At 72.8% G+C, this 22164-nt stretch carries 28 protein-coding genes and 1 pseudogene; 14 read left to right on the forward strand and 15 right to left on the reverse strand.

Going from position 1 to position 22164, the window contains the following annotated elements; all coding sequences use genetic code 11:
- Positions 1-71: 71 nt before the first annotated feature.
- The 3 genes from HCN51_RS54660 to HCN51_RS54670 all read right to left on the reverse strand — a co-directional run bounded on the left by HCN51_RS54660 (position 72) and on the right by HCN51_RS54670 (position 2384).
- Positions 72-1385 carry an NAD(P)/FAD-dependent oxidoreductase gene (locus tag HCN51_RS54660; protein ID WP_168021694.1) on the reverse strand — a complete coding sequence of 438 codons (1314 nt, stop codon included), beginning with the start codon at positions 1383-1385 and terminating at the stop codon, positions 72-74.
- A 60-nt stretch (positions 1386-1445) separates the two neighbouring features.
- Positions 1446-1865, reverse strand: a complete 420-nt coding sequence (locus HCN51_RS54665; protein ID WP_168021695.1) for a hypothetical protein — start codon at positions 1863-1865, stop codon at positions 1446-1448.
- Positions 1866-1973: 108 nt separating this feature from the next.
- The gene (locus HCN51_RS54670; RefSeq protein WP_168021696.1) at positions 1974-2384 is read right to left on the reverse strand and encodes a hypothetical protein; all 411 of its coding nucleotides are present in this window, start codon (positions 2382-2384) and stop codon (positions 1974-1976) included.
- A 294-nt stretch (positions 2385-2678) separates the two neighbouring features.
- On the opposite strand from HCN51_RS54670, the gene HCN51_RS54675 reads away from it, so the two are divergent.
- Both HCN51_RS54675 and HCN51_RS54680 read left to right on the forward strand, forming a co-directional pair.
- Positions 2679-3233 carry a hypothetical protein gene (locus HCN51_RS54675; RefSeq protein ID WP_168021697.1) on the forward strand — a complete coding sequence of 185 codons (555 nt, stop codon included), beginning with the start codon at positions 2679-2681 and terminating at the stop codon, positions 3231-3233.
- Positions 3224-3619, forward strand: a complete 396-nt coding sequence (locus tag HCN51_RS54680) for a tail fiber domain-containing protein (protein ID WP_168021698.1) — start codon at positions 3224-3226, stop codon at positions 3617-3619. The genes HCN51_RS54675 and HCN51_RS54680 overlap by 10 nt, the downstream gene beginning before the upstream one ends.
- Here the strand turns inward: HCN51_RS54680 and HCN51_RS54685 are convergent.
- On the reverse strand, positions 3590-4243 hold the full coding sequence (locus HCN51_RS54685) for a hypothetical protein (RefSeq protein WP_168021699.1): 654 nt from the start codon (positions 4241-4243) through the stop codon (positions 3590-3592). The two genes, HCN51_RS54680 and HCN51_RS54685, sit on opposite strands and share 30 nt — an antisense overlap.
- A 172-nt stretch (positions 4244-4415) precedes the next feature.
- Between HCN51_RS54685 and HCN51_RS54690 the strand changes: the two genes are divergently transcribed.
- Positions 4416-4649: a dsRBD fold-containing protein gene (locus HCN51_RS54690; RefSeq protein ID WP_168021700.1), complete on the forward strand. Its 234-nt coding sequence runs from the start codon at positions 4416-4418 to the stop codon at positions 4647-4649.
- 272 nt (positions 4650-4921) lie between these two features.
- Here HCN51_RS54690 and HCN51_RS54695 read toward each other — a convergent pair whose 3' ends face one another.
- Positions 4922-5788 (reverse strand): alpha/beta hydrolase, encoded by an 867-nt coding sequence (locus tag HCN51_RS54695; RefSeq protein WP_168021701.1) that lies wholly within the window; start codon positions 5786-5788, stop codon positions 4922-4924.
- On the reverse strand, positions 5785-6381 hold the full coding sequence (locus HCN51_RS54700) for a GNAT family N-acetyltransferase (RefSeq protein WP_168021702.1): 597 nt from the start codon (positions 6379-6381) through the stop codon (positions 5785-5787). Before HCN51_RS54700 ends, HCN51_RS54695 begins: the two co-directional genes overlap by 4 nt.
- A 96-nt stretch (positions 6382-6477) precedes the next feature.
- Here HCN51_RS54700 and HCN51_RS54705 point away from each other — a divergent pair, with 96 nt between their 5' ends.
- Complete coding sequence (locus tag HCN51_RS54705) at positions 6478-7389, forward strand: TetR/AcrR family transcriptional regulator C-terminal domain-containing protein (RefSeq protein ID WP_168021703.1); 912 nt, start codon at positions 6478-6480, stop codon at positions 7387-7389.
- 41 nt (positions 7390-7430) lie between these two features.
- Here HCN51_RS54705 and HCN51_RS62830 read toward each other — a convergent pair whose 3' ends face one another.
- A complete protein-coding gene (locus HCN51_RS62830; protein WP_168021704.1) occupies positions 7431-9152 on the reverse strand; it encodes a response regulator in 1722 nt (573 codons plus the stop codon).
- Positions 9153-9239: 87 nt separating this feature from the next.
- Here HCN51_RS62830 and HCN51_RS54715 point away from each other — a divergent pair.
- From HCN51_RS54715 to HCN51_RS54725, 3 genes and pseudogenes are all read left to right on the forward strand, one after another.
- Positions 9240-9884, forward strand: a pseudogene (locus tag HCN51_RS54715) (ABC transporter ATP-binding protein); the annotation flags it as partial.
- 56 nt (positions 9885-9940) lie between these two features.
- The gene (locus tag HCN51_RS54720; protein ID WP_168021706.1) at positions 9941-10690 is read left to right on the forward strand and encodes an ABC transporter permease; all 750 of its coding nucleotides are present in this window, start codon (positions 9941-9943) and stop codon (positions 10688-10690) included.
- Between the two features lie 64 nt (positions 10691-10754).
- Entirely contained in the window at positions 10755-12599 is a 1845-nt protein-coding gene (locus HCN51_RS54725; RefSeq protein ID WP_168021707.1) for a glycoside hydrolase family 15 protein, read from the forward strand.
- Between the two features lie 4 nt (positions 12600-12603).
- On the opposite strand, the gene HCN51_RS54730 is transcribed toward HCN51_RS54725, so the two are convergent.
- Positions 12604-13353, reverse strand: a complete 750-nt coding sequence (locus HCN51_RS54730; protein ID WP_168021708.1) for an alpha/beta fold hydrolase — start codon at positions 13351-13353, stop codon at positions 12604-12606.
- A gap of 89 nt (positions 13354-13442) precedes the next feature.
- On the opposite strand from HCN51_RS54730, the gene HCN51_RS54735 reads away from it, so the two are divergent.
- The 3 genes from HCN51_RS54735 (at position 13443) to HCN51_RS54745 (ending at position 15609) form a co-directional block, all read left to right on the forward strand.
- Positions 13443-13817: a winged helix-turn-helix transcriptional regulator gene (locus tag HCN51_RS54735; protein WP_168021709.1), complete on the forward strand. Its 375-nt coding sequence runs from the start codon at positions 13443-13445 to the stop codon at positions 13815-13817.
- 89 nt (positions 13818-13906) lie between these two features.
- Positions 13907-14353: a MarR family transcriptional regulator gene (locus tag HCN51_RS54740; protein WP_168021710.1), complete on the forward strand. Its 447-nt coding sequence runs from the start codon at positions 13907-13909 to the stop codon at positions 14351-14353.
- Positions 14354-14361: 8 nt separating this feature from the next.
- The gene (locus HCN51_RS54745) at positions 14362-15609 is read left to right on the forward strand and encodes an alpha/beta fold hydrolase (protein ID WP_168021711.1); all 1248 of its coding nucleotides are present in this window, start codon (positions 14362-14364) and stop codon (positions 15607-15609) included.
- 6 nt (positions 15610-15615) lie between these two features.
- Here the strand turns inward: HCN51_RS54745 and HCN51_RS54750 are convergent, their stop codons facing one another.
- Genes HCN51_RS54750 through ctaD form a run of 3 tightly spaced genes read right to left on the reverse strand, consistent with a single transcriptional unit; the run spans position 15616 to position 18020 of the window.
- Positions 15616-16128, reverse strand: coding sequence for an NUDIX domain-containing protein (locus HCN51_RS54750; protein ID WP_206069036.1), 513 nt, complete (start codon positions 16126-16128; stop codon positions 15616-15618).
- 19 nt (positions 16129-16147) lie between these two features.
- Complete coding sequence (locus tag HCN51_RS54755) at positions 16148-16381, reverse strand: DUF3040 domain-containing protein (protein ID WP_168021712.1); 234 nt, start codon at positions 16379-16381, stop codon at positions 16148-16150.
- A gap of 4 nt (positions 16382-16385) precedes the next feature.
- Positions 16386-18020 (reverse strand): aa3-type cytochrome oxidase subunit I, encoded by a 1635-nt coding sequence (gene ctaD, locus HCN51_RS54760; RefSeq protein ID WP_206069037.1) that lies wholly within the window; start codon positions 18018-18020, stop codon positions 16386-16388.
- A gap of 223 nt (positions 18021-18243) precedes the next feature.
- Between ctaD and HCN51_RS54765 the strand changes: the two genes are divergently transcribed.
- Together HCN51_RS54765 and HCN51_RS54770 are read left to right on the forward strand one after the other, a co-directional pair.
- The gene (locus HCN51_RS54765) at positions 18244-19167 is read left to right on the forward strand and encodes an AEC family transporter (protein ID WP_168021714.1); all 924 of its coding nucleotides are present in this window, start codon (positions 18244-18246) and stop codon (positions 19165-19167) included.
- A 100-nt stretch (positions 19168-19267) separates the two neighbouring features.
- Positions 19268-19723, forward strand: coding sequence for a VOC family protein (locus tag HCN51_RS54770; protein WP_168021715.1), 456 nt, complete (start codon positions 19268-19270; stop codon positions 19721-19723).
- Positions 19724-19783: 60 nt separating this feature from the next.
- Here the strand turns inward: HCN51_RS54770 and rpmF are convergent, their stop codons facing one another.
- Genes rpmF through rpmG form a run of 4 tightly spaced genes read right to left on the reverse strand, consistent with a single transcriptional unit; the run spans position 19784 to position 20677 of the window.
- Positions 19784-19951, reverse strand: a complete 168-nt coding sequence (gene rpmF, locus HCN51_RS54775; protein WP_168021716.1) for a 50S ribosomal protein L32 — start codon at positions 19949-19951, stop codon at positions 19784-19786.
- A gap of 2 nt (positions 19952-19953) precedes the next feature.
- The gene (rpsN, locus tag HCN51_RS54780; protein WP_168021717.1) at positions 19954-20253 is read right to left on the reverse strand and encodes a 30S ribosomal protein S14; all 300 of its coding nucleotides are present in this window, start codon (positions 20251-20253) and stop codon (positions 19954-19956) included.
- Entirely contained in the window at positions 20253-20489 is a 237-nt protein-coding gene (rpmB, locus tag HCN51_RS54785) for a 50S ribosomal protein L28 (protein WP_080039991.1), read from the reverse strand. The genes rpsN and rpmB overlap by 1 nt, the downstream gene beginning before the upstream one ends.
- A 23-nt stretch (positions 20490-20512) precedes the next feature.
- Positions 20513-20677, reverse strand: a complete 165-nt coding sequence (gene rpmG / locus HCN51_RS54790) for a 50S ribosomal protein L33 (protein ID WP_080039992.1) — start codon at positions 20675-20677, stop codon at positions 20513-20515.
- A gap of 115 nt (positions 20678-20792) precedes the next feature.
- Here rpmG and HCN51_RS54795 point away from each other — a divergent pair, with 115 nt between their 5' ends.
- The gene (locus tag HCN51_RS54795) at positions 20793-21920 is read left to right on the forward strand and encodes a GTP-binding protein (RefSeq protein ID WP_168021718.1); all 1128 of its coding nucleotides are present in this window, start codon (positions 20793-20795) and stop codon (positions 21918-21920) included.
- Positions 21917-22150, forward strand: coding sequence for a 30S ribosomal protein S18 (gene rpsR / locus HCN51_RS54800; RefSeq protein WP_168021719.1), 234 nt, complete (start codon positions 21917-21919; stop codon positions 22148-22150). Before HCN51_RS54795 ends, rpsR begins: the two co-directional genes overlap by 4 nt.
- The last annotated feature ends 14 nt before the right edge of the window (positions 22151-22164 follow it).

The raw sequence follows: 22164 nt of genomic DNA on the forward strand, positions 1-22164 counted from the left end.
GCGAGGCGGGCGCCCCCGCTCGACGGGGGCTGCGAGCCCGCGCTCGTCCCTTGCCTCCTCGGGCGGTCCGGCTACCGGCGGGTGGCCGGGCCGGGACGGTCGGCGGAGCGCGCGGGTGCGTGGTCCGGCCGCCGGTCGGCGGGGTGCCCGGCCGGTTGGAGGTCGGCGAGCACGGCCTCGGCGGCGCGCCGGCCGGAGACGAGGGCGCCCTGGAGGGAGCCGGTGTCGCGGTGGTCGCCGCACACGTACAGGCCGGGGCTCAGGCGCACCGGCCGGCGCAGCGGGTGCGGCGGCGGCATGGCGGGCAGGGCCGCCGGGACCGGGTACGTGGCCACGTGCTCCCAGCCGGAGGTGTCGCCGTAGATCTCGGTCAGGCGGCGGCGGACCTGGCGTTCGTCGGCGTGCAGCCCCAGGACCGACGTGGAGATCAGCGCGCGCCCGTCGGCGGAGTGCTCGGGCGCGGCGTCCGTCAGGACCAGGGTGTCGGTGATGGCGCCGGTGGCGTCGACGATCTGGATCGGCTCGTCGAGGGGCGAGCGGGGCGCGGCGTGGTAGAAGGTGGTCACCGCGCGCATGGGCGGCACGGGGAGGCCGGGCAGCAGGCGGCCGGCCGTGTCCGGGTCGGCGGCCACCACCACGGCCCGCGCGCCGACGACGGCGCCGTCCGCGCACCGCACCCCGTCCGCCGCGACGGCGCTCACGCGGGTGCCGAGCGTGACGGCGCCCGGCGGGAGCCGGTCGGCGAGACGGTGCGGGAGCTGCCCCATGCCGAGCGCGGGCACCCCGATGGTGCCGCGCGCGAACGAGCGCCACAGCAGGTGGAAGACGCGGCTGGAGGTCTCCAGCTCGCGTTCGAGGAGCACTCCGGCCAGGAACGGGCGGATCAGGCAGTCGAGCATCCTCTCCGACATGCCCCAGGCACGCAGCTCCTCGTCGGTACGCCGCTCCGTCCCGCCGCGCAGCAGGTCGGCGGGCGCGGCCAGGTCGCGCGCGGTGACGGCGGCGAGCACGGCGTTGTCGCGCAGCGTCCCGACGCCGGACAGCGGCAGGCTCAGCGCGTGCCGGGGGTGCCGCCACGGCAGCATCACCCTGGCCCGCGCCGTGCGCCCCTGCACGAGCAGCCCCGACGCGAACGGCCGCAGGTCGAGCCCGTCGAGATCGAGGACGCGGCGGGCCTCGGGATAGGCGGTGTTGAACACCTGGTAGCCGCGGTCCAGCCGGAACCCGCCGACGACGTCCGTCCGCACCCGGCCGCCGACCCCGTCGGACGCCTCCAGCACCCGTACGGGGACGCCGGCCTCGTGCAGGTGCACGGCGCAGGCCAGCCCCGCCATGCCGGCGCCCACGACGATCACGGCCTCGGGCGTCCCCCGCTCGCTGTCCATCCCGACGCCCTACCCGCCTCCGCGCACCTCAAAGGTCCCCCAGAGGCGGGCGTGGCGGGGTCAGGAGTAGAGGAGGACCTGTTCGGATTCGCGGCTGGTGTTGGCGCACAGCGTGTGCGGGTTGACGTCCTCGTCGCTCTGGCGGTCCTGGCAGGACCAGGTCTGCCCGTCGACCTGCACCGTGAGGCCGTTCAGGCCGCCGGACGGGCCGGGCGCGCTGCCTTCGATGGCCTCCTTGGCCACCTTCCTGGCGGTCTCGCACGCGCCTTCCTTGTCGTCGGCGCTCCTCGCCTCGATGGACAGCCCGATCTGACCGCACTGATGGGTCTTGGACGCGGCCTCGCCCGGCCCGGGGTCGGCGGCGAGGTGGTGAGATGCCGCCGGCTGTGTCCGGGCGGCGGCGGCCGTGGGCGGCAGGGCGGCGGCGGCCGCCGCCAGCAGGGCGATGAGGGCGGGGCGGATCGTGGTCTTGCGGCTCATCTGGCAACACTTCCCTCCGAGGATCCGGAGTCGTGCTCGACGGCTCCGGTCCGGGGAGCCGGTCGTGCCGCCCGAGTGGTGCGGGCCGACCGCTCCCCCGGTGTCCGCTCAGCTCACGGGCTCGTATGCGGACAGCGACAGCATCTCGTCGGCGTGCGAGCATTCGACGTACGACTCGTCCAGCTCGCTCTTCTGGACGCAGGCCCAGTTCGCGCCGTCGACGGTCACCGAGGCGGGGCTCTCCGCGCCGGCCTGGCGCGGCGCGGCGGCGTAGGCGCCCGCCACCTCACCGGCCGTGGCGCAGGCGTGGGCCATCTCCTGGTTGCTCCGCATCGTCATCTTCATCCCGCCGGGCCCCTGCCCGCAGGCGAAGTCGTCCCGGAGCGGCAGCCGTTCCTGGACGGACGCGGCCGGCGCCGCACCGGCGGGCACCGCTGAGCACAAGCCGCCGATGGCGAGCACCCCGGCGGCCAGGAGAGCCGAAGAGGCGCGGGCGGCAGATTCCGGCACAGCACGCATGTGAACACTCCTCCGCATGCTCGGAGCGGCTTCCGACAGCTCCAGCATCGCCTGCCCAGGTGTCCTCGCGGGTCATGCGCGGTCGACGACTGTCACAAGGCCCCGTCCGGTCACGGCCGCCACTTGCCGGGAAAACCCTCGTTCGTCTGTGGAGTGCGTGGTCCGACAGGGTCGCCTATCTGCTTGTTCTGGCGGCTTGCCCCCTCCAGCTAGTTATGCCCGACTAGCTGCGATAACTACAGTAAGTAATTGAATAGCAACAAAGGGTCACCGAATGAAAGGAGAGCTCTCTTCATGAGCCCCGACCCCCGCAACAGCAGCCAGGCGATCACCACCATCTCCGCCCGGATCAGGACCGGCGGCGACGGCACCGGTGACGGCGCCTCGGGCGGCGTGGACCACTACAAGGCGGACGTCTACCTCGGCATCACCGGGCGGGAGTACTTCCTCGCCCGCTCCGACGTCAACGACTTCCAGGCCGGCTCCGACCACACCTACGTCCTCGGCGACGGCGCCAACGTCATCCACCCGGACGAGAACGACCCGCGCAAGCCCCAGCGCCGGTTCGGCGACCTCCGGCACGAGCCCGTCTATCTCCGGTTCCGCGCCTCCGAGGAGACGCCTGAGGACCGGTGGCACCTCGCCGCCGTCGAGGTGACGGTGACCGGCGCCGACGGCTCCACGCTCGGCTACTCGGCGGACATCGGCGCCGACGGCATCTGGCTCGGCCAGCAGGCCGGGCAGGTCGTCCACCTCTCGCTCGGCCGTACGGAAACGGCGTCCTCCTCGCAGGCCCGCACGTCCGACCGCGACCTCAAGACCGCGATCACGCCCGTCGCATGGCACTGAGGTGGCCCCTGGGGCTCCGCGACCGCGCGCGGCGCAGCACCGGGGCCCCGCACCATCCGCCCGCCGCGCCCGCTCCCCCGGACGACGCGATCGATGCGTCTCCTGCCCGTACGCACCCAGATGGCGCGGTCAACGGCCACGACGTGCTGGCCAAGGTCGTCGCGCTGCCCGTCAGCACGTGGCGCTACCGCAACGACGGCGACCACGTGTGGCACCTGGGCCCGATGGCGCAGGACTGGTGGGCCGCGTTCGGGCTGGGCGGCACCGACAAGGCGATCCACTGCATCGACGCCAACGGGGTCGCACTGGTCGCGATCCAGGCCCTGCACCGCGAGGTGGAGTCGTTGCGAGCGGAGCTACGGCGACTGCGCGAGTCGTCGGACTGAGCCCCGCCCGCTCCCGGCTCCATGAGGCGTCCCCTCCGCCCGCGCCTTGATCGTGAGCAGCTGCTTGCGCATCATCACGAAGTCGCCCAGCTCCATCAGCGACAGGAACGCGAGCCCGCGCAGCGTCGGCCTGGCCAGCACGCGCACCCGGATCACCAGGCGCGCGCCGCCGCCGTGCTCGCGCAGCGTGACACAGCAGCTCACGGTCCCCTCGTAGGCGCGGACGGCCAGCACCAGCACGTTCGGCGCGTCGATGCGCTCCACCACGAACCCGGAACCGTCCGGGGCGATGGGCATGACGTCGCCGGCGTGCAGGTGCTGCAGGTCGGGGATGATGTGGTCGGCGCTGGGCCGGCCCGCGTTGCCGATACGGTCGTAGCTGTACCAGCCGGCCCGCGGGTGACCGCCCATCTGCACCAGCCACGGCCACACCTCCTTGGGCGGCACGCCGATGGTGATCGCGCGGGTGGCGCGGAAGTGGGCGCGCGGCACGATGTCGTCGCCGGGCATCGGGGCTCGCCGCTCCGCCGCGGTGGCACCCCAGTGCGCCAGCCAGGGGCGGACGACCAGCAGGCCGGCCGCCGCGCCCGCCGCGAGCGCGGCCATCGTACGTCTGGCTGTCATCGGCTTCCTCCTCACTGCCTGCCAGCGTGCTCCGGCCCGTCCGGTCCGGGCAGAGTCCCTGGTCCCCTCCGGTCAGGGCACAAAGGCCGGGACGTTCGCCTCTGGCGCCCCGCGCCGGACGGGCGTTGGGTGAGTGTGCACGTGCACCTGCCCCCATGAGGAGGTTGACGGGATGAGGACCAAGCAGTGGACCGTGCGGATCCACCTCGCCGAGCACGGCGATGACACCTCCGCCCGCGCGGTGCTGCTCACCAGGGGTGGCGGACGGGTGGACGGGCTGGGACGGGCGCACCGCGCCGCGGCCGACCCGCCGCTGCCCGAGCGCGGCGACGACCTGGCCGCGTCACGGGCGCTCGCCGACCTGGCCGGCAAACTGAACGCCGTCGCTCGGCTGCCCACCCCGTAGGCGGTCACCCGCACCCCGCAGGCCACCACACCCGCGCCCCAAACTGCCCGCGCCCAAACGGCCCGCGCCCCAAACTGCCCGCGCCCCAAACTGCCCGCGCCCCAAACTGCCCGCGCCCCGAACGGCCACGCCCACCCCGCCGGCGGTCGGCCCCACATCGCGGGCGGCCCAACGTCGCGGGCGACCGAAGCCTCAGGCGACTGCCCCGCAGGCCGCCTGAGGGCTATGACGGCCGAGCCGTCAGGCGGCCGAGCCGTCAGGCGGCCGAGCCGTCAGGCGGCCGAGCCGTCAGGGGCCAGGAGGTCGGCGAGGATGTCCACCAGGTCGGGACGGTCGAACGGGCCGACGTGGGGCGCGGCGATGCTGCGGACGTCGGTGGGGTTGTCCGGGGTGAGGCGGTCGGCCTCGGCGATGAAGCGGTCCTGGAGGGCGAGCGGGATCAGCCGGTCCTCGGTGAAGCGGATGTACGTGCGCGGGATCCGCCCCCAGGTACCGGCCTGGCCGCGGGCGTCGGCGAGGGGGATGCCGACGGGCTCGTCCGGCTGGAACGCGTTGAGCAGGCGGGTCATCGCCTCGTCGGTGAAGTCGCCGGCCAGGCACTGCCTGATGCCGTCGATGAGCGCCGGGTCGGCGGTGCGCCAGTTGACCCGGGCCACGCCCAGGGCGGCCGGGTCGCCGGCGATGGCGGCGGTGACCAGCGGCAGGAGGCTGGTGGCGTTCTCCGGGGTGCCGAGGTAGGCGTTCAGGCTGGGCAGGTCCACGCAGCAGTACGCGGCGGCGTAGACGACCCGGTTGAGCAGATCGGGGACGGCGTTGCCGACCCTGCTCACCACGACGCCGCCCTGGCTGGCGCCGGCCAGGATGACGGGGCCGTGGCGGCGGGCGCGGCGCACCACGTCCACCGTCCGTTCCACGTAGTTGTCGATGGTGAGCTTCGCGAGCGGGGACGGCTCGCTCGCGAGCGCCTGGAGGTCCTGCGGGGCCTGGTAGGAGCGGGGGTAGAACGCGTCACCGCCGTGGCCGGGCAGGTCGGGGGCCACGGCGCGGTGGCCGCGCAGGGTCAGCTCGGTGATCAGGCCGGAGGCCAGGCAGGACGAGGAGTGGGTGCCGTGGATGAACACCAGGGTCGGACGAGTCATGACATTTCCTTTTCTTGAGTAGGTTGACGCCACATGGGCCACAGGGTCGGGCCGCCGGGTACGCGTACCGGCTCGCCGTGCTCCTCGAACCCGTGCCGCAGGTAGAGCGCCCGGCTCCGCTCGGAGCTGGCCTCCAGGTAGGCGGGCAGGCCGTCGGCGTCCGCGCGGCGCAGGCGGTGCCGCAGCATCGCCGAGCCGAGCCCGGCGCCGCGCCGGCCGCCGAGCACGCCGACGCAGGGCAGGTAGAGGTGCGGCTCGCGGGGGTGCCGGGGCTCCAGCACCGCGCCCAGGGCCCGCAGCCGCGCGCCGCTCTCGCCGAAGGCTCCCGGCTCGAACGTGCCGGACGCCCGCTCCCCCGCCGCCAGGGTCAGCCACACCGCCGCCCCCTCGCGGTCGCCGGCCAGGTACGCCTCTGCGGCGGGGTGGGCGAGCAGGGGCCGGTAGTAGTGCCGCTGGAGGCGGCCCCGGTCGCCGGCCGAGGGGAAGAGCCAGCGGACGACGGGGTCGTTCATGAACGCCTCGGTGAGGACGTCCAGCACCGCCCGCTCGTCCTCAGCGCGCCACACGGATGCGTACGCCGTATCAAGTGTCATGCGTACAGCGTATAGACGGAGATATCCCGATTGACGCGCACAACCCGAAGAAGTGTGCTGGACGAAAGCAGAAGTGCACTAGTACACTTCAGTCCCATGCCGCCCTACCGGACGATCGTCGCCGAGCTTCGCGCCCGCATCGCGAAGGGCGAGCTGCGCCCCGGCGACCGCGTCCCCTCCGTCCGCGAGATCGCCCGGCGCTGGGGGGTGGCGGTGGCGACCGCGACGAAGGTGATGGCGGCGCTTCGTGACGAAGGGCTGGTGGAGACGAAGGTCGGCTCGGGCACGGTGGTCGCCGCCCGTTCCGATCACTCGGAACAGCGGCAGCCGGCGGACGCGAGCAAGAGCGCGCTGAACCGCGAGCACACCCTGCGCACCGCCGTCGCGATCGCCGACCGCGAAGGGCTCGACGCCGTGTCCATGCGCCGGGTCGCCGCCGAGATGGGCGTCGGCGCGATGTCGCTGTACCGGCACGTGGCGGGCAAGGACGAGCTGGTCACGCAGATGACGGACCTGGTGTTCGGCGAGGTGGAGCTGCCCCGGCCGGGCCCGGACGGGTGGCGGGCCAAGCTGGAGCTGATCGCCCGCCGGCAGTGGGAGCTGTGCCGCCGGCATCTGTGGCTGCCGAGGGCGATCTCGTTCACCCGCCCGCTGCTGGTGCCGCGCGTGATGGAGCACACGGAGTGGACGCTGCGGGCGCTCGACGGGCTCGGGCTGCCCATCCAGACCCGGCTGCGGGAGGCTCTCACGTTGCACACCCTGGTCGTGTCGGCGGCGCTGTCCATGGCGCAGGAGGCCGAGGCCGAGCAGGAGACCGGCGTGACGCTGGAGCGCTGGTGGCTGGCCCAGCGGGAGCAGGCCGACGCGCTGCTCGGCACGGGGCGGTTCCCGCTGCTGGCCACCGTGCCCGAGGAGACGGCGACGGACGTGGACGGCCTGTTCGAGTACGGGCTGGCCCGCCACCTCGACGGCTTCGCCGCCATGCTCGAACGCCCGCCATCGCCCTGAGCCGGGGTTCGCCTCCCATCGCCCCGGCACCCGTGCCCAGGTCAGACGAGGCGGGCCTCGTAGGCGGCGATGACGAGGTGGACGCGCGTCCGCGCCCCGAGCTTGGTCAGCAGGCTGCTGACGTGCGTCTTCACCGTGCTGAGGCTGACGTACAGGGTCTCGGCGATCTCCGCGTTGGACAGCCCCCTGGCGACCAGGACGAGCACTTCGCGCTCCCGTTCGGTGATGCCGAGGCCGCCGGTGCGCGACGGCGGGCTCACGTACCGCTGGATCAGCCGCCGGGTCGCGGTCGGCGCCAGCAGCGACTCGCCCGCCGCGACGACGTTCATGCTCCTGATCAGCTCGGCGGGCGGGGTGTCCTTGAGCAGGAAGCCGGCGGCGCCGGCCCGAAGCGCCCCGTAGACGTACTCGTCGAGGTCGAAGGTGGTGACGATGAGCACGCGGGTTCCGGGCAGGTCGGCGCAGATGCGGCGGGTCGCCTCGATGCCGTCCATCTCGGGCATGCGCACGTCCATGAGCACCAGGTCGGGACGGTCGCGGGCCGCGGCCGTCACCGCCTGGGCGCCCGTCGCGGCCTCGCCGGCCGAGCGCATGCCCGGCGTGGCGTCGATCAGCCGGCGGAAGCTGGCCCTGATGAGGGGCTGGTCGTCGGCCACCAGCACGGTGATCACAGCGGCAGCCTCGCCATGACGCGGTAGCCGCGCACGGGGCGGGCGCCGGCCTCGAACTCGCCGCCGAACAGGTGCACGCGCTCGCGCAGCCCGGTCAGGCCGTGCCCGTAGGGCCGGGCGGCGCCGCGCGTGCCGTCGTCGGTGATCTCCACGGTCAATGCGTCCTCCTCGCGTTCGACGCGGACCGCGGCGTGGCGGGCGCCGGCGTGTTTGAGCACGTTGGTCAGCGCCTCCTGCACGATCCGGTAGACGCATCTCGCCGGCGGCGTCGCCGTCGATGGTCAGGTCCACGTCCAGGCCGGCCGCCCTGGTCCGCGCCACGAGCGCGCCGAGGTCGGCGAGCCCGGGGGCGGGGGCGAGGTCGGCCTCGCCGTCCTCGCGCAGGACGCCGAGCAGCCGCCGGGTCTCGCGCAGCGCGGACCTGCTGGTCTCCTCGATCGAGGCCAGCGTCCGGCTCATCTCCCCGGCCTCCCCCACGTGGCCCGCGACGCCGGCCTGCACGGCGATGGTGCTCAGGCTGTGCCCGATGACGTCGTGCAGCTCCCTGGCGACGCGCAGCCGCTCCGCGACCGCCTGCGCGCGGGCGCGTTCCTCCGCCTGCGCGGCCAGTTGCCCGGTGTAGCGCCTGCGCTGGCGGACGGCCGTGCCGGCGGCCCAGGCGGCCACGAGGATGGCCAGCACCAGCCCGAGCTGGTCGCGGACCGTCCCGGTGACCGGGAAGGCCACCACGCCCTGGACGGTGACCGCGCCCGCGGCGAGGAGCGGGAGCACGGCCCTGCCGCGCGTGGTCAGCGTGTAGAGGGCGAGCGGCAGGCAGAGCGGGTCGGCGTGCGGGATCAGGAACTCCCGCATGCCGAGCCCGCCCACCAGGACGATCACGAACACCGCGCGCGGCCACACCCGCCTGACCGCGACGGGCAGCGCGGTCGCGAGGGCCGCCGCCTGGTCCAGGGCGTCGGGCTCCGAGGCGTTGCGCGAGGCGGCCAGGCCGAGGAACGAGGCCGCGAGGACCAGGGCGATCGCGGTGTCGACCGTCACCCAGGCCCACTCCGGCACGCGGCTCAGCAGGGGAGGTCGGATCTGTTCGCGCACGGTAGGAAACCTAGCCGGACCGCCCGGCCGGCCGTATCGGTCCTGAGACCGATGCGGGGCCGCCGGCGGCGGCCGATCGTGGAGGGCATGATCGAAGTCACCGGACTCACCAAACGCTTCGGGCGGACGCTCGCCGTGGACGACCTGTCGTTCACGGTCCCGCCCGGCCGGATCACCGGCTTCCTCGGCCCGAACGGCGCCGGCAAGACCACCACCATGCGGGTGCTGCTCGGGCTCGACGCGCCCACGGCGGGGCGGGCCACCGTGCACGGCCTGCCGTACCGGGAGCTGAGCAGGCCGCTCACGCGGGTCGGCGCGCTGCTGGACGCGACCGCGGTGCAGGGCGGGCGCACGGCGGAGCAGCACCTGTGGTGGCTGGCCCGCTCGAACGGCCTGCCACGCAGCCGCATCGGCGGGCTCCTGGGCCTCGTCGGGCTCGGCCACGCCGGCGGCAGGCGCATCGGCGGGTTCTCGCTCGGCGTGAAGCAGCGGCTGGGGCTGGCCGCGGCGCTGCTGGGCGACCCGGAGGTGCTGGTGCTGGACGAGCCCGGCAACGGGCTCGACCCCGAGGGCATCCGGTGGCTGCGCGGGCTGCTGAAGTCCCTGGCCGCCGAGGGCCGCACGGTGCTCGTGTCGAGCCACCTGATGAGCGAGATGGCGGTGACGGCCGACCATCTGATCGTGCTGGCAGGGGGCCGGCTGCGGGCCGACGCCGCGCTCGGGGAGCTGGTGCGCCCCGGCACGTCGCTGGAGGAGGCGTTCATGGACGTCATCGGAAGGAGCGCGCCGTGAGCGTGCTCGCCGCCGAGTGGATCAAGTTCAGGACGCTGCGCTCGTCCTGGTGGGCGCTGGGGATCGGGGTGCTGGTGTCGCTCGCGCTGACCGTGCTGGGCGCCGCCACCGTCATCGGGCGCTGGGACCCGGCCCGGACGAGCGATCAGGCCGCCATGGGGATCGTCGTCGCCGTGTACGTGGGGGTGGTCCTGGCCCAGCTCCCGCTCGGCATGCTGGGCACGATGACGATCGCGGGCGAGCACGCGACCGGCATGATCGACACGACGTTCGTCGCGATGCCGTCGCGGGTGCGGGTGCTGCTGGCCAAGGCGGCCGTCCTGGGCGGGGCCGCGGTGGGCGCTTCGCTGCTCATCTCCGTGCCGGGTTACCTCTTCGGGCAGTTCGTCGCCGCCGCGTACCATCCCTCGCCGCTGCCCGCCGGCGCCTGGACGGTGATCGCCGGCGGCACGCTGATGATCGTGGTGACCACGCTGCTCGGGCTGGCGCTCGGCGCGCTCCTGCGCAACGGCGCCGTGGCGACCGCGGTGCTGGTGGCGATCGTGCTCGTGCTGCCGTTCCTGGTCGTCAACCTGCCCGGAGGTGAGCAGGTCAGCCGGTTCCTGCCGGCGTATCCGGCGCTGCAGCTCATCGAGCAGGTCCCGGACATCATGCCGGCGTGGGCGGCGTTCGCCGTACTGGCCGCGTGGGGGGTGCTCCCGCTGCTGCTCGCGGCGGCTCGGTACGCCGTCCAGGCGCGGCGGTAGCCGGGACGTCTTCTTCCTGGCGCGTCCCCGAGACGTGGCGGCCGTGGCTGCCTACGTTGGGAACATGGAGGCAGACAGCAGCGCGAACGGCACGGACGGCCGGCCCGGCGACCCGCGCTACCTGCCAATCGGCGAGCACGGCCTGATCGGCGACCTGCGCACGGTCGCGCTCGTGGGCACGAACGGCACCATCGACTGGTACTGCTGCCCGCGCTTCGACGCCCCGTCGGTGTTCGGCTCGCTGCTGGACGCCGAGCGGGGCGGCTCGTTCGAGCTGGCCGCCGACGTCCCGTACACGACCAAGCAGTTCTACTTCCCCGACACGAACGTGCTGATCACGCGGTTCTTCGCCGACGACGGCGTGGGCGAGATCCAGGACTTCATGCCCGTGGAGGGCGACACCTCCGAGGCCGACCGGCACCGGCTGATCCGGCGGGTCACGTGCGTGCGCGGCACGCTGCCGTTCCGTGCCCTGGTGGCGCCCCGCTTCGACTACGCCCGCCAGGAGCACACCGTGCGGGAGGAGGGCGGGCAGCTCATCTTCGAGTCGCCGTCGCTCACGCTGGAGCTCGTCTCCAGCGTGCCGGTCGAGCACGACGGGCGCGACGCGCGCAGCCGGTTCACGCTGCGGGAGGGCGAGCTGGCCGTGTTCGCCCTCGACCGGCTCACCTCCGGGATCGAGCCGCGCGGCTGCCCGCTGGAGGAGGCCGAGAGGCTGTTCACCGCCACGGTCGGCTTCTGGCGCAAGTGGCTGTCGGCCTCCCGCTACCGGGGGCGCTGGCGGGAGATCGTGCACCGCTCCGCGCTCACGCTCAAGCTGCTCACCTACGCGCCGACCGGCGGCATCGTCGCCGCGCCGACGACCAGCCTGCCCGAGCGCATCGGCGGCCCGCGCAACTGGGACTACCGCTACGTGTGGGTGCGCGACGCCGCCTTCTGCGTGTACGCGCTGCTGCGGCTCGGCTTCACCGAGGAGGCCGAGGCGTTCATGGGCTTCCTCGACGAGCACGTCCGGCTGGACCGGCCGGGCCCCGGCGGGCCACTGCAGATCATGTACGGCATCGACGGCCGCAGCGACCTGCCCGAGGAGGAGCTACCGCACCTGGAGGGCTACCGTTGCTCGCGGCCCGTCCGGATCGGCAACGCCGCCGTCGGCCAGCTCCAGCTCGACATCTACGGCGCCCTGATCGACTCCATCTACCTCTACAACAAGTGGGGCACGCCCATCTCCAGCCGGCGCTGGGAGGAGCTGTCCACGCTGGTCGACTGGGTCTGCGAGCACTGGGACCAGCCCGACGAGGGCGTCTGGGAGACCCGCGGCGGGCGCCGGAACTTCACCTACTCCCGCCTCATGTGCTGGGTCGCCATCGAGCGCGCCATGCGGGTGGCCATCCAGCGCGGCCTGCCCGCCGACATGCCGCGCTGGCGGGAGAGCCGCGACGCCATCTACCGCGACATCATGCGGCACGGCTGGTCGGAGCGGCTGCAGGGGTTCGTGCAGCACTTCGACGACGAGGTGCTGGACGCGGCCGTGCTGATGATGCCGCTGGCCAAGTTCGTCTCGCCGACCGACCCCAAGTGGCTGTCCACCCTCGACGCGCTCGGCGACGCCCTGGTCTCCGACTCCCTGGTCTACCGCTACGACCCCGAGCTCAGCCCGGACGGCCTGGAGGGGCAGGAGGGCACGTTCTCGATCTGCTCGTTCTGGTACGTCGAGGCGCTGGCGCGGGCGGGCCGCGTCGAGGAGGCCCGCCTGGCCTTCGAGAAGATGCTCACCTACGCCAACCACCTCGGGCTGTACGCCGAGCAGATCGGGCACACCGGGGAGCAGCTGGGCAACTTCCCGCAGGCGTTCACCCATCTGGCGCTCATCAGCGCGGCCTTCAACCTGGACCACGCCCTGGGGTAGTGGATCAGGCCAGGAACGGCAGCACCTCGGGCAGCACGTCGTCCCGCCGTCGCAGCGCCTCGCCGTGGTCGGCGCCGGGCACCGTGAAGAACGGGGCGCCGTGGGCGAGCGCGAAGTCGCGCATGGGGTCGTGCCACGGGTCGAGGCCGCCCGCGTACATCAGGACCGGCACCCCTGAGGCGGCCAGCCGCGCGCCCAGGCCGGGCTCGCGGGAGAACGCGTCGTAGTTCGCCCGGTACGCGGCCGGGTCGCCCGCCTCGATGACCGCCACCTGGTACGGATCGGCCAGCGCCCCCTCCTTGACGATCGCGTACACGTCGTGGTCGCCGGGCAGCCCGAGCGCGGCCAGCACCGCCGGCACCCGGGAGCGGAAGCCGTCCGGGTCGAAGCCGCCGGCCACCAGCCGGGTCAGCCGCTCGGGGGCGTGGGCGGCCACGGCGTACCCGGTCATGGCGCCCAGCGAGTAGCCCCAGAACGCGGCCCGGTCGAGGCCGAGGTCGTCCAGGACGGCGGTGACGGACGCGGCCCGGCGCTCGGCCGCGTACGCCGCCGGATCGCGGGGCGCGTCGCTGGCGCCGAGCCCGAGCGGGTCGATGGCGATCACGGTGTGGGTGGCGGCGAGCACCTTGGTGTAGCCCAGGTGGGCCCAGTGGCCGCCGTCCTCGAACATGCCGGGGTGCAGGACGACGGGCGGCCCGCCGTTCCCGGCGACCTGGTAGGCGATGCGGTGGCCGGCGCTCCGCGCGAAATACACGGCTATACCCCTTCTGAACAGGAACGTTCTGTTTTGTAACGGGTAACATCCTGGGGGATGATCTCCGGGTCTGAGAAGGAGGCACTTTCTTGTCGCAACGGAACACCGCCGTAACGGACCAGGTCACCGACTGCCCGCTGCCCGAAGTGCTGCGGCTGATCGGGGACAAGTGGTGCATCCAGATCCTGGTGGAGCTGGGCGAGGGGCCGCGCCGGTTCACGCAGCTGGAGCGGGCGATCGAGGGGGTCAGCCGCCGCATGCTGACCCTCAACCTGCGCAACCTCGAACGCAACGGCCTGATCACGCGCACCGTGTACCCCGACGCGCCGCCGAGCGTCGAGTACGCCCTCACGCCGCTGGCCGAGGACGTCCGCGAGCCCCTGGAACTGCTCGCGCAGTGGGCCCGCCGCTCGATCCCGGCGCTGATGGCGGCCAGGCACGCGTACGACGCCCGGGTTCAGTAGCGCCCCCGGTCAGTAGCGCCCGGGTTCGGTAGCGCCCGGGTTCGGTAGCGTCCGGGCGAAATACATCGAAGTTTGATATAACTTCGGGCATGGCGTCCGCGTCCCAGGATCCCCGCCTCGACGCGCTGGCCCGCGCGATCGAGGACTTCAACGGCTACTACATCCGCCTGCCCTCGGTCCGGCGGCTCAGCTTCTCGAGCCTGTCCGTGCTGCACACCCTGTCGCGCAGGGGCCCGATGCGGCTGACCGAGCTGACCACGACCGAGCAGCTCAAGCAGCCGGCACTGACCAGCCTGGTCGCCAAGCTGGAGCGCGACGGGCTCGTCTCCCGCAGCCCCGACCCGCGCGACGGCCGGGCGGTGCTGCTGTCCCTCACGGAGGAGGGCGAGCAGGTCGTCCGCTCCCGGCACGCGGACCGGGTGGCGCGGCTGGCCCGCGTGGTGGAGCGGCTCAGCGACGAGGAGCGCGCGGCGCTCGACGGCTACGCGCGGCTCCTGGGCCGGATGACCGAGATCGCCGCGCGGCTCGACGATTAGGAGGACAGGTGGACGAGCGAGCGTTCCCGCTGGAGCCGGTGCCACTGCACGTGCCGGACGAGGTGCTGGACGACCTGCGCCGCAGGCTGAGGGCCACCCGGTGGCCCCTCGACGTCGGCAACGACGACGGCCGGTACGGGGTGCGGCGGGCGTACCTGGAGGAGCTGGTCGCCTACTGGGCCGACGGCTTCGACTGGCGGGCGGCCGAGCGGGCGATCAACGCCTACGAGCACTACCGGGTCGACGTCGGCGGCGTGCCCGTGCACTTCATGCGCAGGCCGGGCGCCGGCCCCGACCCGGTGCCGCTGATCCTCAGCCACGGCTGGCCATGGACGTTCTGGCACTGGTCGAAGGTCGTCGACCGGCTCGCCGACCCGGCCGCGTACGGCGGCGACCCGGCGGAGGCGTTCGACGTGATCGTGCCGTCGCTGCCGGGCTTCGGCTTCTCCACGCCGCTGGCGCACCACCCCGACATGAACTTCTGGAAGATCGCCGACGTCTGGCACGAGCTGATGACCGGCGTGCTCGGCCACGACCGCTACGCCGCCGCCGGCTGCGACGTCGGCGCGCTGATCGCCGGCCAGCTCGGTCACAAGTACGCCGGCGAGCTGCACGGCATCCACATCGGCTCGGCGCAGAAGCTCACCATGTTCAACGGCGACCGCGCGTGGGACCTGAGCGGCGGCGCGCCCATCCCGCCCGGCCTGCCGCCCGAGGTGCACGACCGCATCGTCGAGCTGGACCGGCGCTTCGCGGTGCACCTGGCCGCGCACGTGCTGGCCCCCTCGACGCTCGCCTTCGGCCTGGCCGACTCCCCCGCCGGCATGCTGGCCTGGGTCCTGGAGCGCTGGGCGAAGTGGTCGGACAACGGCGGCGACGTGGAGCGCGTCTTCAGCAAGGACGACCTGCTCACGCACGCGACGATCTTCTGGGCGGGCGGCGGCATCGAGACCTCGATCCGTACCTACGCCAACAACAACCGCTACCCGTGGACGCCGTCGCACGACCGGTGGCCGGTGGTCGAGGCACCCACCGGCATCACGTTCGTCGGCTACGAGAACCCGCCCGGCGTGACGACCGGCGAGGAGCGCCTGCGCTGGTTCCTCGACAGCGACCGGGCCGCCTGGTACAACCACGTCAACATCAGCGTGCACGACCGCGGCGGGCACTTCATCCCGTGGGAGATCCCGGAGGAGTGGGTGGCGGACCTGCGCCGCACGTTCAAGGGCCGCACGTTCAAGGGCCGCACGTCGTAACCGCTGTCAGACGCCCATGCGGACCGGTTCGCGGGGCACGCCGCCCGCCAGCAGCGCGCCCAGCACGCCGGCCAGGTCGCGCGGCGAGAAGAGATCGTCCCCGTGCCCGGCGGCGATCTCCGCCACGCTCCACCACCGCCACGCGCTGATGTTCTCGGCCGCGAGCAGCTCGTCGCTGAACGTGCCGCGCGGGACGAAGCCGGGCCGGCGCAGGAGGAAGTAGTCGTTGATCACGCCGTCGTAGCCGGGGGCGTACCTAGGGCCGATCGCGCTCTGGTGCCACACGTGCGGCGGCGGGTCGCCGTCGAGGCGCAACCCGACCTCTTCCTCCAGCTCGCGGGCCAGCGCCTGGAGCGGCGTCTCGCCGGGCTCGACCCCGCCGCCCGGCATCGCCCACACGACCGGGCCGCCGTCGGCGGTGAGGTCGATGCGGCACAGCAGCACCCGGTCGTCCTGGTCGAGGATGATGGCGCGGGCCGCCCTGCGCATCCGGAGGGCCGTCTCCGTGTCGTCCAGCACGAGGAGCAGTGTACGGCGCTCACTTCCCGCACGTGACGATCACCAGGGTCATGATCCCGGTCAGGATCAGCACCATGGCCGCCACCGCCGCCACCTCGGCCCGGCTGACGTGGTCGGCGAAGCGGGCCGGCCCCTCCCGTTCGGCCCGCTCGTTGAACTCGTTGAGCCGGCTGGCCAGGCGCTCCCCGCTTTGCCGCAGCTCCAGCTCGATCGCCGCCAGCATGAGCCGCTCGCGCGGCGACAGGCCGTCCACGGTGTCACTCCGCCGCGCGGCCGACGTGCGGGTAGTGCAGGTCGAAGGCCGGCCGTTCGGAACGGATGCGCGGCATGGCGGAGAAGTTGTGCCGGGGCGGCGGGCAGGACGTGGCCCATTCGAGGGAGTTGCCGAACCCCCAGGGGTCGTCCACGAAGACCTTGCGGCCCTTGCGCGCGGTGTACCAGACGTTGAACAGGAACGGCAGGGTCGAGACGCCCAGGATGAGCGCCCCGATGGAGGAGAACAGGTGCAGGTCGGTGAAGCCGTCGGCGGCCGAGTAGTCGGCGTAGCGGCGCGGCATGCCGACCACGCCGAGCCAGTGCTGCACGAGGAACGTCATGTGGAAGCCGATGAACAGCAGCCAGAAGTGCAGCTTGCCGAGTTTCTCGTTCAGCATGCGGCCGGTCATCTTCGGCCACCAGAAGTAGAACCCGGCGAACATCGCGAACACGACGGTGCCGAAGACCACGTAGTGGAAGTGGGCGACGACGAAGTAGGTGTCGGTGATGTGGAAGTCGAGCGGCGGCGAGCCGAGGATGACGCCGGTCAGCCCGCCCAGCAGGAACGTGATGAGGAACCCGACCGCGAACATCATCGGCGTCTCGAAGCTCAGATGGCCCCGCCACATGGTGCCCGTCCAGTTGAAGAACTTCACGCCGGTCGGCACCGCGATGAGGAAGGTGAAGAAGGAGAAGAACGGCAGCAGCACCTGCCCGGTGGGGAACATGTGGTGCGCCCAGACGGTCATCGACAGCCCGGAGATGGCGATGGTGGCGCCGACCAGGCCGATGTAGCCGAAGATGGGCTTGCGGCTGAAGACGGGGATGACCTCGGTGATGATGCCGAAGAACGGCAGCGCGATGATGTAGACCTCGGGGTGGCCGAAGAACCAGAACAGGTGCTGCCACATCAGCGCCCCGCCGTTGCCCGGGTGGAAGAACTGGGTGCCGAGCTTGCGGTCGCCCTCCAGCGCGAGCAGGGCGGCGGCCAGCACGGGGAAGGCCATCAGCACGAGCATGCTGGTCAGCAGCACGTTCCAGGTGAAGATGGACATGCGGAACATCGTCATGCCGGGGGCGCGCATGCAGATGATCGTGGTGATGAAGTTGACCGAGCCGAGGATCGTCCCGACGCCTGCCAGGCTCAGCCCCATGACCCACAGGTCGCCGCCGACGCCGGGCGAGAAGATCGCGGTCGACAGCGGCGTGTAGGCGAACCAGCCGAAGCTGGCCGCCCCCGACGGGCTGAAGAAACCGCTGACCGTGATGAGCCCGCCGAACAGGAACAGCCAGAAGCTCACCGCGTTCAGCCGGGGGAAGGCCACGTCCGGGGAGCCGATCTGCAGCGGCATGATCACGTTGGCGAACCCGGCGAACAGCGGGGTCGCGAACAGCAGCATCATGATCGTGCCGTGCATGGTGAACAGCTGGTTGTACTGCTCGTTGCTCACGAGCTGCAGGCCGGGGTGGACGAGCTCGGCCCGGATGAGCAGCGCCATGACGCCGCCCAGCGAGAAGAACGCGAACGAGGCGATCAGGTACATGTAGCCGATGACCTTGTGGTCCGTGCTCGACAGCCAGCGCACGATGATGCGGCCCTTGCTCGTGGCCCGCGCCGGCGCCACGGCGGACGTCAACGGTTCGTCAGTACGCGGTTCGTCAATGGTCACCGGAGACCCCCCATTTGCCCCATGGTGCTCTCGGCGCCCTCACATGACGGTGTTTACGCAGGTCAGCGCCGTACGACGGGCTTACCCCCGTCCGAGCGGACCTATGCCGCCACCCGGCGGGCTCGACCGCCTCCGGGCGGCGGGACGGCCTCCGATAGCCTCCTGAACGTCCAGTTTGGGAGGGAATGGGTTGTCGGGGGTTGTTGCGGCGTTCGCCGCTTTGGTGTCGGTCGCCGTGCTCGGCTACGTCATCGGCGTGATCGGCCTGCTGCGCGCCAGCGACGAGCTCGTCCTGTCACGGCTGGCGTTCTACGTCGCGACCCCGGCGTTGATGTTCGCCACCGTGTCCAGGGCCGACCTGGGGGCGCTGCTCTCGCCGGTGCTGCTGACCGAGATCATCGCGGTCGCGTGCACGCAGCTCGTCTTCGTCCTGGTCGCGAAGCTGATCTGGCGCCGGACGACGGGCCAGGCCACGATCGGCGCCCTGGCCTCCTCCTACGTCAACGCCGGCAACCTCGGCGTGCCGATCTCCCTGTACGTGCTCGGCGACGCCGCCCTCGTCGCCCCCATCCTGCTCTTCCAGCTCCTCGCCCTGACCCCCGTCTCGTTCCTGATCCTCGACCGGGGCACCCGCTCCCGCCGCGCCGCCCTGCTGCTCCCCTTCCGCAACCCCCTCACCGTCGCCTCCCTCCTCGGCCTGGCCCTCGCCCTCGGCGGCGGCACCCTGCCCGTCACGGTCATGCGCCCCATCGACCTGCTCGGCGGCGCCGCCGTCCCGGTCGCGCTGCTGGCCTACGGCCTGAGCCTGTACGGCTCCCGGCGGGCACCCGTCGCCCCGGAGGAGGACGGCGTCGCCAAGGACATCGCCCTGGCCGTGACCCTCAAGGCCGTCGCCCAGCCCGCCCTCGCCTACGCCACCGCCCGCTTCGCCCTCGGCCTGGAGGGCACGCACCTGCTGGCGGCGACCCTGTTCGCGGCCCTGCCCACGGCCCAGAACATCTACGTGTACGCGGTCACGTACGACACGGGCCGGCGACTGGCCCGCGGGGCGGTGCTGCTGACCACCGGCTTGTCCATCCCGATCATGACGGCGATCGGCGCCGCCCTGGGCTGATGGGAGCCGGGAGAATTCTTCGGGGAACGTGTCGATCCGCCGCCGGCCCGTTCGACGCGTCGGCAGAAGGACGACCACGACCCCTGAGGAGGGACCCGTCATGCAGAAGATCACCACGTTCCTGTGGTTCGACGACCAGGCCGAGGAGGCCGCCGCCTTCTACACCTCGCTGTTCCCCGGCTCCGGCATCCTGCACGTGCAGCGGCCCGGCGAGGGGCAGAAGGCGGTGTCGGTCGAGTTCGAGCTGGCCGGCCAGCGGTTCATGGCGCTGAACGGGGGCCCGCAGTACACGTTCACCGAGGCGATCTCGCTCTTCGTGGACTGCGAGTCGCAGGAGGAGGTGGACGAGCTGTGGGCCCGGCTCACCGAGGGCGGCGAGGAATCGCGGTGCGGCTGGCTGAAGGACCGGTGGGGGCTGTCGTGGCAGATCATCCCCCGGCAGCTCCAGGAGCTGCTCCAGCACCCCGATCCGGTGACGGCGCAGCAGGTGATGAAGGCGATGCTGGGCATGCAGAAGATCGTCATCAGCGAGCTGCAGGCGGCCGCCGGGCAGTGACCGGCCCGGGCGGACGGGCGGGCGCTTTCCTTTCCCGGAAGGCGCCCGCCCCCTGCGTTTTCAGCGGGGTGTGATCAGCCCCCTCCGGTACGCCTTGACGAGCGGGCGCGGCACCAGCAGCTCCCGCCCGTCCACCACGACGGGGACCAGGTCGGGCACGTGGGCCTTCCACTGGCTGCGGCGATGCCGGGTGTTGGCCCGGGACGTCCTGCGCTTGGGCACGGCCACGGCTACCAGCTCGCCTTCGTGACACCGGGCAGCTCGCCCCGGTGCGCCATCTCGCGGAAGCGCACCCGCGACAGCCCGAACTTCGTCAGGTGCCCGCGGGGCCGCCCGTCGATGGCGTCGCGGTTGCGTACCCGGGTGGCGCTGGCGTCCCGGGGCTGGCGGGCCAGCTCGCGTACGGCGGCGGCCCGGGTCTCCGGGTCGCCGGTCCTGATGAGCCGCTTCAGCTCGGCCCGGCGGGCGGCGTGGCGCAGCACGACGGCCTTGCGGCGCTCGTTCGCGGCGATCTTGCTCTTCTTGGCCATCAGATCCTCTCCCCTCGGGCGCGGATGCGCGCGACGGCCTGTTCGATGCCGATCCTGTCGATGATCTTGATGGCTCTGGTGCTGAGCGTCAGCCGCACGTGGCGGCCCTCGCTGGGCAGCCAGTAGCGCCGGCGCTGGATGTTGGGGTCCCACCGTCGCCGGGTGCGCCGGTGGGAGTGGGAGACGGCGTTGCCGAACACCGGGGCGACGCCGGTGAGCTGGCAGTGTGCGGACATCATTTCCTCTCGTCGGGGGATCCCTATCGCTCCTCGCGGAACGTCACGTGCCGGCGCACGATCGGGTCGTACTTGCGCAGCGTGAGCCGCTCGGGGTCGTTGCGGCGGTTCTTCCTGGTCACGTACGTGTAGCCGGTCCCGGCGGTCGAGCGGAGCTTGATCACCGGGCGCAGCTCGTTCCTGGCCATCGCGGTTCCTTCCGGGTTGCGGAGCTGTGCCTTTCGGGTTGCGGAGCTGTCCTTCGGGCTGCGGAGCTGTGCCATGATAACGACAACGGTTTTCATTTCTGCAACTGGAGGTCCGGTGCCCACCCCCGTCGTCCTCGTCGCGGGCCTGCACGGCGCGGCCCGCACGGCCGCCGTCGAGCGGCTGCTCGCCGACCATCCCGGCTCGCTCGCCGTCCACCACGACCTCGGACGGGTCACCACCGGCCGGATCACGCGCACCGTCCGCGACGCCCACGGCGTGCGGGAGAGCGCCGAGGTGCGGCTCGCGCACGGCTGCGTCACCTGCACCGTCCGCGAGGACCTGCTCCCCCGGCTCGTCGCCCTCGCGCCCGCCGCCCCGCTGCTGATCGCCGATCTCTGGGACGCGGTCGAGCCCCGCTCGGTCGCCGAGGCCGTCGACTGCCCCGAGGCCCGCGACCTGCTGCGGCTCACCGCCGTCCTGACCGCCGTCGACGCCGCCGCCCTGCCGCACGACCTGACCAGGGGCGAGCGCCTCATCGAGGTGGGCAAGCCCGCGGCGGCCGGCGACCAGCGCTTCCTGGCCGAGGTGCTGACCCGGCAGCTCGAGTACGCCACCGGCCTGGTGCCGCACGGCGGCGACGAGGAGGACGAGGAGCTGACGCTGGCCGTGCTCGCGCACCTGACCCCGTTCACGCCGGTGCACCCGCTCACGGCCCTGCCCCCGGTCACCGGCCCGGCCCTGTGCACGGCCGAGCTGGGCGAACGCGTGGAGCCGGCCACCGCCCAGCTCCCCGGCGACACCCGTACCGGCGAGATCACCACCATGGTGTGGCACAGCCGTCGCCCCCTGCACCCCCGCCGCCTCTACGAGGCGGTGGACGAGCTGGTCACCGAGTCCGTACGCTCGCGCGGCCGCTTCTGGCTGGCCACCCGCCCGAGCCGGCTGCTGGCCTGGGACGCGGTCGCCGGGATCGTCTCGGTCGAGGACGCCGGCCCGTGGCTGGCCGCGCTGCCCGAGGCCGCCTGGGACCTGGTGCCGCCGGCCCGCCGCCTGGCCGCGTCCCTGGACTGGCATCCGGAGACCGGCGACCGCGTCCAGCACCTCGTCCTGACCGGCCCCGACCTGGACACCGACCGCCTGCGTGCCCTGCTGGACTCCTGCCTGCTCACCCCCGAGGACGGCCCCGCCGCCTGCCTCGACGACCCGTTCGCCCCGATGCTGGACCTGAAGGAGATCGCATGAGAGCCGGCCACCGCCGCGCGCCGCGCAGGAAGCCGAACCCGCTGCTGGGCGTGGAGCGCATCGACTACAAGGACACGAACCTGCTGCGCCGCTTCATCTCCGACCGGGGCAAGATCCGCAGCCGGCGGGTCACGGGGGTGAGCGTGCGGCAGCAGCGGGAGCTCGCCCGCGCCATCAAGACCGCCCGCGAGATGGCCCTGCTCCCGTATTCCTCGCGTCCCGGCACGTGAGGCCGGGCGGCGGG

The sequence above is a fragment of the Nonomuraea composti genome (genome assembly GCF_012034275.1).
Lineage (GTDB): Bacteria > Actinomycetota > Actinomycetes > Streptosporangiales > Streptosporangiaceae > Nonomuraea > Nonomuraea composti.

Excerpts from the sequence above, each read along its gene's own strand:
- HCN51_RS54660 (WP_168021694.1), bottom strand. The coding sequence starts at position 1,385 with ATGGACAGCGAGCGGGGGACGCCCGAGGCCGTGATCGTCGTGGGCGCC.
- HCN51_RS54665 (WP_168021695.1), bottom strand. The coding sequence starts at position 1,865 with ATGAGCCGCAAGACCACGATCCGCCCCGCCCTCATCGCCCTGCTGGCG.
- HCN51_RS54670 (WP_168021696.1), bottom strand. The coding sequence starts at position 2,384 with ATGCGTGCTGTGCCGGAATCTGCCGCCCGCGCCTCTTCGGCTCTCCTG.
- HCN51_RS54675 (WP_168021697.1), top strand. The coding sequence starts at position 2,679 with ATGAGCCCCGACCCCCGCAACAGCAGCCAGGCGATCACCACCATCTCC.
- HCN51_RS54680 (WP_168021698.1), top strand. The coding sequence starts at position 3,224 with ATGGCACTGAGGTGGCCCCTGGGGCTCCGCGACCGCGCGCGGCGCAGC.
- HCN51_RS54685 (WP_168021699.1), bottom strand. The coding sequence starts at position 4,243 with ATGACAGCCAGACGTACGATGGCCGCGCTCGCGGCGGGCGCGGCGGCC.
- HCN51_RS54690 (WP_168021700.1), top strand. The coding sequence starts at position 4,416 with ATGAGGACCAAGCAGTGGACCGTGCGGATCCACCTCGCCGAGCACGGC.
- HCN51_RS54695 (WP_168021701.1), bottom strand. The coding sequence starts at position 5,788 with ATGACTCGTCCGACCCTGGTGTTCATCCACGGCACCCACTCCTCGTCC.
- HCN51_RS54700 (WP_168021702.1), bottom strand. The coding sequence starts at position 6,381 with ATGACACTTGATACGGCGTACGCATCCGTGTGGCGCGCTGAGGACGAG.
- HCN51_RS54705 (WP_168021703.1), top strand. The coding sequence starts at position 6,478 with ATGCCGCCCTACCGGACGATCGTCGCCGAGCTTCGCGCCCGCATCGCG.
- HCN51_RS54725 (WP_168021707.1), top strand. The coding sequence starts at position 10,755 with ATGGAGGCAGACAGCAGCGCGAACGGCACGGACGGCCGGCCCGGCGAC.
- HCN51_RS54740 (WP_168021710.1), top strand. The coding sequence starts at position 13,907 with ATGGCGTCCGCGTCCCAGGATCCCCGCCTCGACGCGCTGGCCCGCGCG.
- HCN51_RS54770 (WP_168021715.1), top strand. The coding sequence starts at position 19,268 with ATGCAGAAGATCACCACGTTCCTGTGGTTCGACGACCAGGCCGAGGAG.
- rpsN (WP_168021717.1), bottom strand. The coding sequence starts at position 20,253 with ATGGCCAAGAAGAGCAAGATCGCCGCGAACGAGCGCCGCAAGGCCGTC.
- rpmB (WP_080039991.1), bottom strand. The coding sequence starts at position 20,489 with ATGTCCGCACACTGCCAGCTCACCGGCGTCGCCCCGGTGTTCGGCAAC.
- rpmG (WP_080039992.1), bottom strand. The coding sequence starts at position 20,677 with ATGGCCAGGAACGAGCTGCGCCCGGTGATCAAGCTCCGCTCGACCGCC.
- rpsR (WP_168021719.1), top strand. The coding sequence starts at position 21,917 with ATGAGAGCCGGCCACCGCCGCGCGCCGCGCAGGAAGCCGAACCCGCTG.